Here is a 15329-nt window from a genome sequence, read left to right as displayed (position 1 = left end):
TTCTGCTGTCAGATTGTAGCTGATGCCCGAGGGATCGCACCTGTTTTGTCGTTTTAGCGGCGAGTCCTTGCACTCCTTAAACGAAACAGGTAGTCTAAAACTATTGGGAAAACCGGAAAAAGAAAAGATCGGGGGACTGGAGAGTGGAACACGTACAGGTGCTGATCGCAGGCGGCGGCATCGCGGGGTTGTCTGCCGCTATTTGGTGCCAACGATTGGGGTTGTCTTGTTTGCTGGTAGAAAAAACAGATCGGCTCGGCGGCCAGTTGCATCAAATCCACAATGAAATTTGGGATTTTCCTCCGCGTGTGTATGCGCAAGGGGCTTCTTTGCTGGAAGATTTGTCCCGGCATCCTTCCGTGCAAAAACTGGCTGTCCGCTTTGAAGAAGAGCTGGTAGCCATCGATCGGGTCGCCAAAACCGTGACGACTTCCAAAGCGCTCTATCGCGTAGACTATTTGCTCGTTGCCACTGGTGTTGCCCCTAACCAAATTCCGGCTCTGGACGGCTGCCCCCGCGTCTTGCCACCCTCCTTCTCCACGACGGCGGAGGCTACGTCGGTAGCTGGACTGGACTTGGCTGTGATTGGCGGCGGAGATCGCGCTGTCGAGAGTGCCGTGAACCTCACCAAGCATGCTCGCCACGTCACCTTGCTGATCCGCAGCAACCATCTGCGTGCCCGACCCGATTGGCTGCGCAAAATGGCCGCGCTCCCCAATTTGACCGTTCTGTGGGAGACGGAAGTGAGCGGCTTTTTGCACCGCGAAGACCGGCTATGGTTGACATTGGCTTCGCGTCGGCCGGAAAATCCGCAACAATTGCTGGTCGACTTGATTTTGCCGCGCATCGGAGTCCATGGCAATTGCGCCGGGTTGGATGGATTGACCATGTTTGGAGACGGCTATTTGAAGACAGACGATTTTCAACGATCCGACGATGCGTGGATATACGGCTTGGGTGACGTCACCAACGGCGCTGCCTATGCCAGCCTGTCACTGGCTGTCGGGCAGGCTATGAAAGCCGTCAAGCATATTTCCATGCACGGCCGCTCGTCTACTCCGTTTTGAGCTTAGAAAGGAGCGCTGTTCTTGTACGTTTTTTCAGATGATTTCGGTTTGCCTGTGCAGCTTACCTTCGATCCGGACGAGTATCGCTCTCACCCGGCTGGGCACGTGCTCATCGTTCCCTTTTATCAAGGCAAGCTGCTGTTTACCCGTCATCGCAGCCGCGGTGTGGAGCTGCCCGGCGGAAAAGTCGAGCCTGGCGAAAGCAGTCTGGCTGCCGCCGTACGGGAAGTGTATGAAGAGACAGGTGCTGTCCTCGAAGGCATTGAGCGTATCGGGCAGTACACGCTGAGCGGCGGGCAGCGAAAAGATATTTACATCGCAAAAGTGCTTACATACGAAAAGAACCCTCCCGGTGCTGACGTCCAGGAGACGGTCATGTTCGCGGATATTCCCCGGGACATCAAGAACGACAAGCAGTTTAGCCGGATTTTGCGCGACGACGTGTATCCGTTGACATTGGAGCGCGCCCTGCGGCATCCGTTTGCGGCCCACTCCGGCCAGTGAGCAAGCTTTTCTTTCAAGCGTCAGGTGAACAAAAACAGGCATGTCCGAACTGCAAGCCCTCCCTTTCTGGTGAGAGACTGCGGCAGGACTGCCTGTTTTTAATTTTTTTCTTTTTCCTTTTTCCCGGACAACAGGCGTGCAAACAGATCGTTCACATCAAGGCCGTACTTTTTGAGCGCATTCGCACGCCGCTTTTCCTGCTCGGTCTCCGGTTCGATTCCGAGCACCTCGGAGATTTGCCGCCATGCTTTCGTCTCTTGCTCTTTGGCAGCATCCTGCTCCGTGCTCTGCCCGGTCTGCTCAGCTTGCTTGGGCTTCAACAGGAAAATCGCCACTACCCCGAACACGAGCGACAGACCGGCGATGGAAAAGAACATGACGTTTCGCGAAATCCCGAGCAGCCACGTAAACACGGGCGGCCCGACCGCTACCCCCATAAAACGCACGCCGCTGTACAGGGATGTAATCATCCCCCGCTCGGCTTTCTGCACCGCTCCGACAATCATCGAATTGAGGCACGGCAAGATCATTCCCGTCCCGATGCTCCCAATGATGAGAATCCCGATCAGCACATAGGCGCCTTTGACAAAGCTGGCCAGTATATACGATGCCGACAGCAAAAACATCCCGATGATCACAAACAGGCGCATGAGGCCGAGCTTTTTGCGAATAATGACTCCCGTCAAATAGGCAGCAATACTCATGACCAAAAGCGGGATCGCCAAAAATCCGCCTTTGATGACACCGTCGATCTTGTACTTTTCTTCCAGCAGATCGGACAGGTAGAACAACACGCCGAACAGCGTGAACAAACAAATGCTGCCGATAAAAAACGCGGGGATCAGCCATTTTCCGTGCTGCTTGAACACTTCTCCGATCCTGTGCAAATATTGCTTGATGACAAGCGGCTTGCGTTCTTGCTTCTTTTCTTTTGTCAAAAACAGAAACAGTACAAGAACCGCCCCGCAAATAATCGGAAACGCGAGGAAGACCATGTACCAGGAAATCAAGGCGAGCAAGGAGCCAAAAATCGGACTCAACACTTTGCCCAGTCCGTTCGAAGTCTCCATCAAGCCGAGCGCTTTGCTCTCCGAAGCTCCTTCAAACAGATCGCCCACCAGTGCCATGGCAATCGGCGCCGTCCCTGCTGCCCCAATCCCCTGCAAAACCCGTCCTCCCATGATCAGCATGTACGGCTGATCCAGCCACATCGCCGCGAGTCCTGCCAACAGCCCCCCTACCCCGTACAGAGCCAGCGAAAACAAAATGACGATCTTCCGGCCAAAACGGTCAGACAAGTATCCTGCCAGCGGAATCACAATCCCCGCGGCAATCGAAAAGGCTGTAATGAGCAGACTGGTTTGCAGGGAGGTCAGGTGCATTTTGTTTTTCATCGTGGGCAAGACGGGAATGAGCATCGAGTTGCCCAACACCATCACCAGCGGGATTCCCGTCAGCCCTATCAGGTTTTTCGCATTTTGTGCCATACGAAACTCCTCATCTCACGCATAGACGCTGCCATCCCAGCGCATCGCGTTGATAATTTCCCAGTTCGGCGCAAGTCCGATTCCCGGTCCTTCAGGGACGGTCACTTCGCCGTTGACTGGATAAAGGGGAAAGAGAGCTGTAAACGGATTTTCCATCACATCCCACTCGATCGGCTCAATCGGCTCGCTGTCCATTTTGCTCCAGGCCGGCAGACAAGCTTGCGCAAACAGCGTATACAATCGCGCCAAGCCGCCGTCAAAAGTATGGGGCGATACCCGGTAGCCAAACTGACGCGCTGCTTGCAGCATGATCCGGTAGCTCTCGATTCCTTCCGTATGCAATACGTCCGGCTGCGCGATGTCAATCGCTCCCTGCCTGAACAAAGCCAAATAGTGCGTGCAGCGAATCAAATTTTCGCCCCCCGCAAGCGGAATCGGCAGAGCGGCCCGCAGCTTGGCGTATTCGTCGACATGCTCCATCGGCATCGGCTCTTCCAGCCACATCCAGTTGGCATAGCGATTCAAAAGCCGCGTCCACTGTCTCGTCGTTGCCAAGTCGTAGCTTTGATTGGCGTCAAGCGCTACCTGAATCTCCTCTGGCAGCATATCCATCATCCGGGCAATGTGTCGCTGATCTTCCTGAACCGAGCGTCCGCCGATTTTTACTTTGACTTTGGAAAAGCCCGCTTCTGTCGCCGCTGCCACTTGGCTGAGCGAATGCTCGATCCAGTCTTCACGCTCGGAGTAAGACTGAAAAGAGGCGTAAACAGGGATGGTGCGATGAATCGCCCCGCCCCATAGCTGACAGACAGACATGTTCGCCGCTTTGGCGGCAATCTCGCTCAAAGCCATGCTGACGCCTGAAGCCGATCGCTGATGCCATTTGCTGATCACATCCGCGATCATCAGTCGGCCAGAAGCGTCCTTGCCTAGCAAAAACGGGATGATCCGTTCCCGAAACCCTCTGTCCAATGTCGGCAACCAATCGACGATTTCCCCCCACCCATCGATGCCAGCTCGTGTGATGATGCGGACGAGAAACGTGCTGCGATAGCGCTTGTACCCATTGGCGTCACCGTATGCTTGCGGCAAGCGATACAGGAGTGGATAAGTTTCGACGCGCTCGATCAGGAAACGCCGATCAAACGAGGTCATCGCGTCCCTCGCGCTGCTCGATTTGCTCTTCGTACTCGTCGTAGGAAAGGAAATTCCCTTTTCCTTCGCCTTTTCGCATGTAATCCTCGTATGTTTCGCTGCGCATGAAGTGAACACTGTCCGGCCCGTGGTAGCCGTCCATGTCGGTGTAGCCGATTTCTTCTACCGCTTCGACATACCCGTCCGGCTCGTCGCTTTCGATGTACATCTCGCCATAATCGGCTTTGTCGCCTTCCTGGAAGGAGAACGGGGTGCTGGACGTGCCCCACGACTCGACGATTTGCCAGGCGTCTTCTCCATCAAAGCCGTTCTGCCCCTCTTTTTCATCGAGCGATGTGCGACCAAAAGGCGGCTGCAAAAACTCTTCCTCGATCGGTCGGGACTCGTTCACATGCGGGGCAGGAGCGTGTTCCTTGCACGTTTGCGCCTGGGGCAATGCTTCCAGCCTCTCGTGCGGAATGGGCTCGCCACAGACCGTGCAGAGGCCGTATGTCCCTTCTTCCATCCGGGTCAGCGCCTGGTCGATTTCTTTCAGCGTCTCCCGGTCAAGGCTGTCGAGAGCCAAATCTTTTTCGCGTTCAAACATTTCACTGCCTATATCTGCCGGATGGTTATCGTACATGGAAAATTCCTGCAAGGAGGTAGTCATCGGTTCTCGCATGCCGTAGTGATCTTGCACGCGATCTTCGAGTTCTTTTTTCTGCTCCAGCAGTTTTTCCCTGAAGCTGGCCAGCATTCTGTGATCCAAATCGGGCACCACCTTTGTTTGGTTTCCTCAACAGGTAGTATGGCTCAGCAGTTGGGAAATAACCATCGCATGCAAGCACAAAAAACCTGCCACCCCGATTGGAATGGCAGGTTTGAAATCATTACGATTCGCTTACATGTGCGTAGTGTTGTTCCACGATGTCTGCGCAGCGCACGCAGAGCGATGGATGCGCTTCGCGTGTACCCACGTCTTGCTTCACGACGCGGCAACGCTCGCATTTTTCACCGTCAGCCGCCGAGACGACAACTGCGATGCCTTCGAGTTGTGCTGCCTCTGCCGGAACTGCTTCGCCCTGGGCGTGCAGATCGACGTGAGCGACGATGAACAGGTCAGCCAGATCGTCCATGGCAGCCAATGCTTTCGCTGCTTCTTCCGTTTGCGGATACAGCGCCAGCTTGGCATCCACGGAATTTCCGAATACTTTGTTGCGGCGCGCTTCTTCCATGGCTTTGAGCACTTCATCGCGTACAGCGAGGAAAGCGTCCCACTTGCTTTCTGCCTCTGCGGAGAAGCTCAGGTGCTGCTCGTCGCCTTCCGGCATGTCTGTCAGCTGCACGCTTTGTTCGGACACTCCCGGAATGAACGCCCACACTTCGTCAGCGGTATGCGGCAAGAGCGGCGCTACCAGCTTCACCAGGCTGAGCAGGCAATCGTACATGACGGTTTGTGCTGCGCGGCGTTTTACACTGTCAGGTGCTTCTACATACAGACGGTCTTTGCAGATGTCCAGGTAGAAAGCAGACAAGTCGATGACGCAGAAGTTGTGCACCGCATGGAAAACGGTGTGGAACTGGTATTCGTCGTATGCCTTGCGGGAACGCTTCACGACTTTCGCCGCTTTTGCCAGCACATAACGGTCCAGCTCGCCTAGCTGCTCATAAGCTACGCGGTCTTTTGCCGGGTCGAATCCGTCCAGGTTGCCGAGCAGGAAGCGGAACGTGTTGCGGATTTTGCGGTACACTTCGGCAATCTGATTCAGGATCGCGTCAGAAATGCGCACGTCTGCCTGATAATCAACAGAGGCTACCCACAGGCGCAAAATATCGGCGCCCAGCTTGTCGATTACTTGTTGCGGCACTACTGTGTTGCCAAGCGACTTGGACATTTTGCGGCCTTCCCCGTCGAGAGCAAAACCGTGGCTCAGGACAGCCTTGTACGGAGCCGTGCCATAAACCGCAACTCCCGTAGACAGAGAGGAGTTGAACCAGCCGCGGTACTGGTCGGAACCTTCCAGGTACATGTCAGCCGGCCAAGCGATGCCGCGCTCGCGCAGAACAGCCTGGTGGGAAGAGCCGGAGTCGAACCATACGTCCATGATGTCTGTCTCTTTGCGGAAATCTTTGCAGTCGCATTTGCTGCAAGCAAGACCTTCCGGAACCAGCTCGTTTGCTTCGCGGGCAAACCAGGCAGAAGAACCTTCTTTGCGGAACAACTCGGCGATATGGTTGATCGTCGCGTCGTTGATGATTGGCTCATTGCAAGATTTGCAGTAGAAAATCGGGATCGGAACACCCCATACGCGTTGACGGGAAATGCACCAGTCGCCACGATCTGCAATCATGTTCGCCAGGCGGGTTTCTCCCCAATGCGGAATCCACTTCACGTTTTTGATCGCTTCCAGCATTTGTGCGCGGAAGCCGTCGATGGAAGCAAACCACTGTTCTGTCGCACGGTAGATAACCGGCTTTTTCGTGCGCCAGTCATGCGGGTAGGAGTGCGTGAAGAAGCTCAGCTTCAAGAGCGCTCCATTTTCTTTCAGCTTTTCGGTGATGACCTTGTTCGCATCCTCGTAGAAAAGACCTTCGAAACCCGGTGCTTCACTGGTCATTTTTCCTTCGTGGTCGACAGGGCAAAGTACACCCAGATTATATTTTTGTCCGACGGCAAAGTCGTCTTCCCCGTGTCCAGGAGCGGTATGCACGCAACCCGTACCTGCATCGAGCGTCACGTGTTCTCCGAGGATCAATGGGGATGTGCGGTCGTAGATCGGGTGCTTGGTCAATACGCCTTCCAGCTCCTGACCTTTGAAGCTGGCGACAATTTCCACGCCTTCCCAGCCGATTTCCTTGCTTGCCGCCTCGATCAGTCCGTTGGCAACGAGGAATTTGCGGCCGTCTGCTTTTACGACGTTGTACTCCAGCTCAGGATGGAGCGAGATCGCCAGGTTGGCCGGGATCGTCCAAGGTGTCGTCGTCCAGATGACAACGCCTGTCTCTGTATCCAGCTTGCCTTTGCCATCTGCTACCTGGAAGCTGACGTAAATGGACGGAGAACGCTTGTCCTTGTACTCGATTTCAGCATCAGCCAGTGCGGTCTCAGAAGACGGGGACCAGTATACACAACGCAGCCCTTTGTAGATGTAGCCTTTTTTCGCCATCTCGCCAAAAACGCGAATTTGGTTGGCTTCATACTCAGGGAGAAGCGTCACATACGGATTTTCCCAATCGCCGCGAACACCCAGACGCTTGAACTGGTCGCGCTGCTTGTCAATGTAAGACCAGGCATACTCTTCGCAACGCTTGCGGAAGTCGTTTACCTCGATGCTGCGGCGATCCAGACCTTGTGCGTTGACAATCGCCTGCTCGATCGGCAATCCATGCGTATCCCAGCCCGGAATATACGGCGCGTAGAAGCCGGCCATGGACTTGTAGCGAACGATGAAGTCTTTGAGAATTTTGTTCAGTGCGTGCCCGATATGAATATCTCCGTTGGCATACGGAGGTCCGTCATGCAGAACGAACGAAGGACGGCCTTCGGTACGCGCAAGCACTTGTTGGTAAATGTTTTGCTCTTCCCATTTCTCCTGCATTTGCGGCTCGCGGCTTGGCAAGTTTCCGCGCATCGGGAAATCGGTTTTTGGTAGCGATAAGGTTTTGCTGTAGTCCATAGCCTGATTCACTCCTAGAAAATAAATAAAAGCCTTCTCCCATCCCCAAAAAGGGACGAGAGAAAGCTCCCGTGTTACCACCCTGATTGAACCAAACCGCTGCTCATACAAAGCAGGCGTGATTGATTCCACTCGTTCATTCGTAACGGGAATGACTCGCTCACTTACTCGCCGATGCCGTCGCAAACACGCGGCATAAGCTTTCGGATATTGAACTCCCGGGTGATTTTCGGCGGGGCAACTGGTCGGGTTTTCACCTGGTCCCGACTCTCTTTGGCAGTGCTGTTCCGCGTACTCTTCCCGTTCATCGTCTCATGTTTATATGGGCTGATTTTTTTGACAAAGTTGTTTTACATTATAGTACCAATATCGGCACATCGTCAATGTTTTATTCAACAGCGACCGCAGAATCAGCCTGCTCGATATCATCCCAGGCGCCCTGCTCCAGCATTTCCAACTGTGCTTCCAAAAGAGTGCGGAAGCGCATGCGGTACACGGACGCGCGTTTTTTCAATTCTTCGATTTCGATGGCAATCTTCCGGGATTTGGCCAACGCTTCGTTGACAATCCGATCCGCGTTTTTCTCTGCTTCCTTCAAAATCAGCTGTGCTTCCTTGCGGGCATTGGACTTGACGTCCTCCGCTGTCTCCTGGGCGACCAGAATCGATTTGCTCAAGTTTTCTTCCAAGCTCTTATAATGGTCCACACGCTCATTGAGAATAGCGATTCGTTCTTCCAGTTCCTTTTTCTCTTTAATGAGAAGTTCGAAGTCCTTGATCACCTGATCGAGAAATTCGTTTACTTCGTCGACGTTGTACCCGCGAAAGCCTGTGCTAAATTCTTTATTGTGTATATCCAATGGCGTTAATGGCACATGAACCCCCCACTTTTCCCGATAATTCGTACTTATGGTTTCGACAGAATCGGCTTTGTTTCCTGCCTTATTTTACATTTTTTTGCGGCCTGCTTCATTTTATGTAACCAGTCCGACAATCATGCGAAGTCTTCCACTGCGGGTTGTTCCTGTTACCTCGATGATTTTGAACCGTCCGAAGCCGGCAAGTGACACCATGTCGCCTTCTGCAAGCTGAGTCGACGGATCTTCGGTCACTTTCCAGTTGACCTTGACTTTGCCTGCGCGAATCGGGACCAGTGCTTTTGCCCGGGACATGTTGTGCACTTCTCCGATCACCGCATCCATTCGCGGCGAAGGAACGGTAATTGTCTTTTCGACCAGGCGGGCAGCAGGCGGCGTGAACGACTCCCACGCCACGCGTTCAACCTGCACGGAAGTACGGTGAATCTGCGTGACTTGCAGGCAAACGAAGTCAACCACTTCCTCCGCCGCAATGACATAGCAAGTCCCGGCGTCCGTCAGCATGTCGCCGAATTTTTCCCGCTTCATCCCGGCACTCAGGACAGCTCCCATCACATCGCGATGCTCCAGCGTATGAAAGCGTTGATCTGCCTGAATCGCCAAAAGGGCGAGGCGGTAGTCGTCCTGCTCGACCTCCATGTACTCCGGGTGGATGATCACACGCACGCGTTCCGCGCCTTCATAGCCTCCGCTGGCGGATATTTTCACATCGCGAACTTGCGAGCACAAGCTTTTTAAAATCAGCAATTGTCTGGGGTCCACAAAATCAGTAAGGCGCATGGCCTGCTTCCGCTCTACCAGCGTCAGCATTTCCAGCGCCCGTTCCGCAAAGGGACGTTCTTCTTTTGCAAAATGATCAAATACGCTCATCCGTTATCCACACACCTTACGCCAGCTTATCCAAAATGCTGATCAAACCGAAATAAGCAAAACGCAAGGCGAGCAAAGCGACGATCGGAGAAATATCAATAAAACCAAGTGTCGGGATAAACCGGCGAAACGGAGCCAAATAAGGCTCTACAAGCCTTTCCAGTAATTGCCCGATACCTGTCTCTCTCATTTGTGGAACCCACGACATCAAGATGTAGGCGATAATCATAAATTGATACACACCGAAAGCATAATCTAAAATGGTAAATACGTAGTCCATTCGCTCACCCTTTTTATCGTGTTAGTCCGTTACTCTTCCAGTACGCTGGAGATCGTCCCTTGAATGTCTACATGGTCAGGCGTGCATACAAAAATCGTATCGCCAACCTTTTGAATGTCGCCATTCAGCGCGTAGACGGTTCCGCTCAAAAAGTCGATAATTCGCTTCGCCTGATCTTTTTCCACACGATGCAGATTGACTACAACGGGTCTGCGATGACGGAGATTATCGGCAATGTCTTGCGCATCGCTATAATGACGGGGTTCGCAGAGAATCAAACGGATTCCCTCCTTTTCCCGCGCCTGGAACGGCACCACGTTATTCGCCCTGCTGACAGGCTGATGCTTTTTATTGCTGGAATCGTATTCATCCCGTTCCTCTTCGACTGTGGTTTCTTCGATGTATTCCTCGTTTTCCAAACCCAGAAACCCCATCAGCTTGTTCATTACACCCATATACTGCCTCCTCTCCTGCTCGTTGTCGTGTCTGACGGTTCTTTTCCCTATTCCGGCTTGACCAAAACAGAGCCCAGACGAATATATGTAGCTCCCTCTTCAATCGCCACTTCAAAATCACTGGACATGCCCATCGACAATTCTTCGATATGAGCATGGGGGAATGCGCACTCATTAATTCGTGCCTTCCACTCGTAGAGGCCGCGAAATACTTGTCTCGCTTCCTCCTGGTCATCGACAACAGGCGCCATCGTCATCAATCCGACGATCTTTATATGTTTCATATTACTGGTTTCACGCAAAAAAGCCAATACATCGTTGGGACTAAGCCCAAATTTTGTCTCTTCACCGGATATATTGACTTGCAAAAAGCAATTTACGACCTGATCAATCGCCTCGGCGCGTCGATTCAGCTCTTGTGCGAGCGAAAGGCGATCCAGCGAGTGGATGTACGGGAAACGCCCGACGACCTCTTTGGCCTTATTCGTTTGCAAATGTCCGATAAAATGCCACGTGCCGCGCTCCTTATGCAACTCGTATTTGGGCAGGGCGTCCTGCACGCGATTTTCCCCGATATGCTCGATTCCGACATCCAGCAAATCACCGATTGCCTGCTCATCGACGTATTTCGTTACGGCAATGATTTTGACGTCCTCGCGCTTGCGGTTTGCTCTGTCGCACGCCGCCTGAATCCGCGCTTCGATCGCTTCCATTCTTGCTTTCAACAATTCCTGTTCCTTGATTCCCACGACTTTTTATCTCCCTTCTGTCTCTTTCCATCCGATGTAAGAAGCCATTCGCCCTGTCGTCCCGGCCGTTCCGGCTTCTTTTCGATGCGAGAAGAACAAGTCTGTACGGCAGCTTGTACACCAGTCTGTTACGAGCAAATGCTGCTTGGCAATCCCCGCTTCCAGCAAAATCTCCGTGTTCAGCTGGCGAAGATCCAGCATGTACTTCTCTGCTGCGGCAGAAGCCGTTACCGCGGTCTCCCAGTTTTGCGCGCTCGTCCGCACTTGCGTCATGATCCGTTCATCCACTTCGTAGCAGCAGCCCCCGATGGACGGCCCGATGGCTACGCGAATGTCCGCTGGCTGCGCCCCGCAATGCGTTTGCAGCGACTTGACCATTTCCTCGGCAATACGTCCCACTGTGCCCTTCCAGCCTGCGTGAGCCAGACCAATCGCCCCTGTTGCCGGGTCCAGAAAAAAGAGCGGTACGCAATCAGCGTAAAACGAGGTGAGCAAAACGCCCTTTTCCCGGGTAAACAAGCCGTCTGTGGCGGCAATGACATCGTCCAGACTCTCCTTGCCCGCTCCGCCAGCACTCACCTGGCAAACGCGGTTGCCGTGAACCTGATCCGCGCACGTCCATGCTTCAAAAGGCATCCCGACCTGCTCGGCCAGCTTTTTCCGATTTGCGACAACGCGGCTTGCCTCGTCTCCCACATGCAAGCCCATATTAAACGAGCCGTACGGTTGTTCACTTTCCCCGCCAAGGCGAACGGTAAACCCCGCCACCAGGCCCGGAAAATGCTTTTCCCAATCCGTCAGCGTCAACACAGATTTATCCTCTTCCAAGCCAAACGGTTCTCTCATCCTGTCACCTTCCTCATATGGCTTATCATACCATAGCCGAAAAGAAAAGAAAGGCTAACTGACGCCTTTCCCCCTCTACTCCCTGTATTCATCTGCGCCAGAAGTTCTGGCTTCTACCTTCAGTGCTTCCTCCATCCGGACCAGCACCACATCTTTTCCGATCTTCACAATATTGCGCCACGGGATAACATAATCATTCCCGGAGGAAAAAAATCCGAGGAATTTGCCCGGCCCCGGCACGACAATGGCTTCCACACGTCCGTGACGCAGATCGATCTCCAAATCGGATATCGTTCCCAGCCGCTTCCCATCCAGGATATTGACCACTTCTTTTGTCTGGAAGTCAGAGATTTTCACCATTCTCCTCACCCACTTTTCTCCGTTACTCTCAGTATATGAACCCGCCGGAGAATATGTCCTTCTTCGCCGGAAAAAACAAAAGGCAGCCACGAATCGCCAGCCATAAAAAAACCCAACGGCACGAAGACCGTCGGGACCTATGTAGCTTCTCATTACGATTGCACGTGCTTTTGCATATGAGCGATCGCCGCTTTTTCCAACCGGGAGACCTGTGCCTGCGAAATTCCGATTTCTTCTGCTACTTCCATCTGGGTTTTTCCCTCGTAAAAGCGCATGGATAAAATCATTTTTTCCCGATCACCCAGACGTTGCATTCCTTCGCGGAGCGCGATTTCTTCTACCCATGTGACATCCTTGTTCTTCTCGTCGCTGATTTGATCCATGACGTAGATCGGATCTCCGCCATCCTGATAGATCGGCTCGAAAAGCGATACCGGGTCCTGAATGGCATCCAGCGCGAACACGACGTCTTCCTTGGCAACGTTCAATTCTTGAGAAATCTCGGTAATGGTGGGCTCTCGCGAATGCTTGTTGGTCAGATTGTCTCGCACCTGAAGGGCTTTGTAGGCGATGTCCCGCAACGAACGGGAAACGCGAATCGGGTTGTTGTCGCGCAAATAGCGCCTGATCTCCCCGATGATCATCGGTACCGCGTACGTGGAAAATTTAACGTTTTGCCCGAGATCAAAGTTGTCGATCGCTTTCATCAATCCGATGCAGCCTACCTGAAACAGGTCGTCGACGAACTCTCCGCGGTTGTTGAATCTTTGGATGACACTCAGCACCAGACGCAGGTTGCCGTTGACCAGTTTCTCGCGGGCAGCCAGCTCTCCGCTTTGCAGGCGCTCAAACAAATCCCGCATTTCCTTGTTTGTCAGCACCGGCAGTTTGGAGGTATCTACCCCGCATATCTCTACCTTATTGCGCGTCACGTCTTTCCCTCCTCGAAGCAAGAAAAAAGTCCCTAACCCGGTTGTCTTGAAAGGCCGCGTACTGACGCGTAGCCGCCAAGAAGGTGGCAAAAACCACCATCTGTTACGGTTTAGGAACAGTATCCCCTGAGGCTGGGAAAATATGCGTTAGACCATTTTGTTGAACTCTTTTCGCAACCGTTTTATAATTCGCTTTTCCAAACGGGAAATATACGACTGGGAGATCCCGAGCAAGTCCGCGACGTCTTTTTGCGTCTTCTCCTCTTCCCCAGCGAGGCCGAAGCGCAGCTCCATGATGATTCGCTCCCGCTCGGACAGCTTATCCAGCGCTTTTTTCAGCAGCTTGCGGTCTACCTGGTCTTCGATATTTTTATAGATCGTGTCATTTTCTGTACCGAGCACATCGGACAAAAGCAGTTCGTTGCCATCCCAGTCGATATTGAGCGGTTCGTCAAAAGACACCTCGGAGCGAATCTTGTTGTTGCGGCGCAAATACATCAAAATCTCGTTTTCGATACAGCGGGAGGCGTATGTCGCCAGCTTGATGTTTTTCTCCGGGTCAAACGTGTTGACCGCTTTAATCAAACCGATCGTCCCGATGCTGACCAAATCCTCGATGTTGATCCCGGTATTTTCGAATTTGCGGGCGATGTAGACGACCAGCCGCAAGTTGCGCTCGATCAGCATGCCGCGCACGGCGGGATCGCCCGAAGGCAGGCGGCCCAGAAGCAGTTCCTCTTCTTCTCTCGTCAACGGTGGAGGCAATGCTTCACTCCCGCCAATGTAATAGACTTCTTCAGCGCGTGCACCAATCCACAGCAGGAAACGGTACCAGGTCAACTGGAGTTGTAGGCGAAGTTTTACATACATGATTAGCCCTCCTGTTTGAGAATAAAGGTAGGTTCTTGCGTATATGCTTCCATCATGGCAGGATGTACGATCGCCTGGTACTTGCCGTCTGCCGAAAGCGGAATCGGGTTAAGCCCGATCAGCACTTTTTCCGTTTCATAGCGAAGTCCTTCCTGTACAACCATCACATGATCCGGCTTGATCGCAAGCAAAAAATCCATTCCCCGCGACACGCTCCGGTACGGGATGAGCCGTACCCGAGCTTGCCATTCCAGCGGCAGGTCATCCCAGGATCCGTCCAGCTTCTCCCACACTCCACCGTTTTCATCGGTTTGTCGGAGAAGCGACGGCGGAAGCAGATGAGCCAGCATGCGGCTTTCGATAATCATCACCGGCAGACGCGTGATCGGCTCGTGCAGCTGATTGCCTGTATCCACGAGACCGCGGCAAATGACTTTTTCTTTTGCGACAGTCACCACGACATCGACGAGGAACGTCTCCATTCTTCGCGGCTCCTGAATCGCTTTGTAGCTCTTTTTCCCGAGGAAAAAGACGAGCAGAAACCCGATGACCACAATCGCTAGGGTAGGCTTGAAGCCCACTCCAAAACCGTCGTTGTGCGTCACAATCAATCCGTTGACAATTTCGTTTCGCGGCGCCAAAAAGTATTGAAGCCCGAATACTCCTCCGCCAAAAACAAAAGCGACAAAATAAAAAATGATCAAGTTTTGCGCAAAGGACAACAACCTCCTGTTCCCGAATGCGATCCACAGCATGAGAATGGAAAACAACAGCTTGACTGACCATTGATACATAGGCGAAAACGCAGGGAAAAAGAAAAAGACCAAATACGAACAACCGAACAATGAGGCCGCGATCATTCTCCACCACACCACGCGCTCTTTGCGAAAATACGCGGTAAACCAGAGCAACAAGGTATCAATAGCCAGGTTGAGGAGTAGAATGATATCAAGATACACAACCACTTGCCCTCACCTCCGATCTGTTTTCGCCTGGGCGAAAATCCGAGAGCTGCAAGAGTTGCCGTATGTCGTAGCGCCAGGACGCCGCTTTTATAGCGCTGGCTCTATCAGTAAAAGCAGTATATATCAATGTGTATGTAAAGTCTGTCAATTCTTGACGGTGTTTTTTTGGATTTTTTGTCTAACGTTTTTGGTTCTATTTCAGGTCAATGCAAAGCGTTGAGACGTTTTTTAACAAGACGGATTGTCAAGCCAAGTG

General features: G+C 52.8%; 16 protein-coding genes and 1 other annotated feature. Of the genes, 2 read left to right on the top strand and 14 right to left on the bottom strand.

Annotated elements, in window-relative coordinates:
- Positions 1–143 precede the first annotated feature (143 nt).
- Positions 144–1067, top strand: a complete 924-nt coding sequence (locus DEP07_RS07275; protein WP_173597045.1) for an NAD(P)/FAD-dependent oxidoreductase — start codon at positions 144–146, stop codon at positions 1065–1067.
- Positions 1068–1088: 21 nt separating this feature from the next.
- The gene (locus DEP07_RS07270) at positions 1089–1571 is read left to right on the top strand and encodes an NUDIX domain-containing protein (RefSeq protein ID WP_287102310.1); all 483 of its coding nucleotides are present in this window, start codon (positions 1089–1091) and stop codon (positions 1569–1571) included.
- A 98-nt stretch (positions 1572–1669) separates the two neighbouring features.
- Here DEP07_RS07270 and DEP07_RS07265 read toward each other — a convergent pair whose 3' ends face one another.
- From DEP07_RS07265 to spoIIGA, 14 genes are all read right to left on the bottom strand, one after another.
- Entirely contained in the window at positions 1670–3058 is a 1389-nt protein-coding gene (locus DEP07_RS07265; RefSeq protein ID WP_173599283.1) for an MFS transporter, read from the bottom strand.
- A 15-nt stretch (positions 3059–3073) separates the two neighbouring features.
- Positions 3074–4213, bottom strand: coding sequence for a mandelate racemase/muconate lactonizing enzyme family protein (locus tag DEP07_RS07260; protein ID WP_287102309.1), 1140 nt, complete (start codon positions 4211–4213; stop codon positions 3074–3076).
- Entirely contained in the window at positions 4200–4961 is a 762-nt protein-coding gene (locus DEP07_RS07255; RefSeq protein ID WP_174769208.1) for a TraR/DksA C4-type zinc finger protein, read from the bottom strand. The genes DEP07_RS07260 and DEP07_RS07255 overlap by 14 nt, the downstream gene beginning before the upstream one ends.
- A 121-nt stretch (positions 4962–5082) precedes the next feature.
- The gene (ileS, locus tag DEP07_RS07250; protein WP_217021543.1) at positions 5083–7869 is read right to left on the bottom strand and encodes an isoleucine--tRNA ligase; all 2787 of its coding nucleotides are present in this window, start codon (positions 7867–7869) and stop codon (positions 5083–5085) included.
- A gap of 48 nt (positions 7870–7917) precedes the next feature.
- Positions 7918–8186 (bottom strand) — a binding site (T-box leader).
- Positions 8187–8257: 71 nt separating this feature from the next.
- Positions 8258–8743, bottom strand: coding sequence for a DivIVA domain-containing protein (locus DEP07_RS07245; RefSeq protein WP_122965019.1), 486 nt, complete (start codon positions 8741–8743; stop codon positions 8258–8260).
- Between the two features lie 99 nt (positions 8744–8842).
- The gene (locus DEP07_RS07240) at positions 8843–9616 is read right to left on the bottom strand and encodes a YlmH family RNA-binding protein (protein WP_173599286.1); all 774 of its coding nucleotides are present in this window, start codon (positions 9614–9616) and stop codon (positions 8843–8845) included.
- 16 nt (positions 9617–9632) lie between these two features.
- Positions 9633–9896 (bottom strand): YggT family protein, encoded by a 264-nt coding sequence (locus tag DEP07_RS07235; protein WP_122965017.1) that lies wholly within the window; start codon positions 9894–9896, stop codon positions 9633–9635.
- A 29-nt stretch (positions 9897–9925) separates the two neighbouring features.
- Complete coding sequence (locus tag DEP07_RS07230) at positions 9926–10351, bottom strand: cell division protein SepF (RefSeq protein ID WP_063230405.1); 426 nt, start codon at positions 10349–10351, stop codon at positions 9926–9928.
- Positions 10352–10398: 47 nt separating this feature from the next.
- Complete coding sequence (locus DEP07_RS07225) at positions 10399–11064, bottom strand: YggS family pyridoxal phosphate-dependent enzyme (protein ID WP_173597069.1); 666 nt, start codon at positions 11062–11064, stop codon at positions 10399–10401.
- Between the two features lie 42 nt (positions 11065–11106).
- Complete coding sequence (pgeF, locus tag DEP07_RS07220; protein ID WP_173599287.1) at positions 11107–11946, bottom strand: peptidoglycan editing factor PgeF; 840 nt, start codon at positions 11944–11946, stop codon at positions 11107–11109.
- A gap of 75 nt (positions 11947–12021) precedes the next feature.
- On the bottom strand, positions 12022–12306 hold the full coding sequence (locus DEP07_RS07215) for a YlmC/YmxH family sporulation protein (protein WP_063230403.1): 285 nt from the start codon (positions 12304–12306) through the stop codon (positions 12022–12024).
- A gap of 152 nt (positions 12307–12458) precedes the next feature.
- Positions 12459–13238 carry an RNA polymerase sporulation sigma factor SigG gene (gene sigG, locus DEP07_RS07210; RefSeq protein ID WP_005832957.1) on the bottom strand — a complete coding sequence of 260 codons (780 nt, stop codon included), beginning with the start codon at positions 13236–13238 and terminating at the stop codon, positions 12459–12461.
- A 147-nt stretch (positions 13239–13385) separates the two neighbouring features.
- On the bottom strand, positions 13386–14108 hold the full coding sequence (gene sigE, locus DEP07_RS07205; protein WP_063230402.1) for an RNA polymerase sporulation sigma factor SigE: 723 nt from the start codon (positions 14106–14108) through the stop codon (positions 13386–13388).
- Between the two features lie 2 nt (positions 14109–14110).
- Positions 14111–15073 carry a sigma-E processing peptidase SpoIIGA gene (gene spoIIGA, locus DEP07_RS07200; RefSeq protein ID WP_122965014.1) on the bottom strand — a complete coding sequence of 321 codons (963 nt, stop codon included), beginning with the start codon at positions 15071–15073 and terminating at the stop codon, positions 14111–14113.
- Between the last annotated feature and the right edge of the window lie 256 nt (positions 15074–15329).

The sequence above is a fragment of the Brevibacillus sp. genome (assembly GCF_003521185.1).
Taxonomy (GTDB): domain Bacteria; phylum Bacillota; class Bacilli; order Brevibacillales; family Brevibacillaceae; genus Brevibacillus; species Brevibacillus parabrevis.
This window is presented reverse-complemented; position numbering and strand designations above follow the sequence as displayed.

Bases quoted from the DNA above. Each gene is read 5' to 3' on its own strand.
- DEP07_RS07265 (WP_173599283.1), bottom strand. From the start codon at position 3,058: ATGGCACAAAATGCGAAAAACCTGATAGGGCTGACGGGAATCCCGCTG.
- DEP07_RS07260 (WP_287102309.1), bottom strand. From the start codon at position 4,213: ATGACCTCGTTTGATCGGCGTTTCCTGATCGAGCGCGTCGAAACTTAT.
- ileS (WP_217021543.1), bottom strand. From the start codon at position 7,869: ATGGACTACAGCAAAACCTTATCGCTACCAAAAACCGATTTCCCGATG.
- DEP07_RS07240 (WP_173599286.1), bottom strand. From the start codon at position 9,616: ATGAGCGTATTTGATCATTTTGCAAAAGAAGAACGTCCCTTTGCGGAA.
- DEP07_RS07235 (WP_122965017.1), bottom strand. From the start codon at position 9,896: ATGGACTACGTATTTACCATTTTAGATTATGCTTTCGGTGTGTATCAA.
- DEP07_RS07230 (WP_063230405.1), bottom strand. From the start codon at position 10,351: ATGGGTGTAATGAACAAGCTGATGGGGTTTCTGGGTTTGGAAAACGAG.
- DEP07_RS07225 (WP_173597069.1), bottom strand. From the start codon at position 11,064: ATGGAAGCGATCGAAGCGCGGATTCAGGCGGCGTGCGACAGAGCAAAC.
- pgeF (WP_173599287.1), bottom strand. From the start codon at position 11,946: ATGAGAGAACCGTTTGGCTTGGAAGAGGATAAATCTGTGTTGACGCTG.
- DEP07_RS07215 (WP_063230403.1), bottom strand. From the start codon at position 12,306: ATGGTGAAAATCTCTGACTTCCAGACAAAAGAAGTGGTCAATATCCTG.
- sigE (WP_063230402.1), bottom strand. From the start codon at position 14,108: ATGTATGTAAAACTTCGCCTACAACTCCAGTTGACCTGGTACCGTTTC.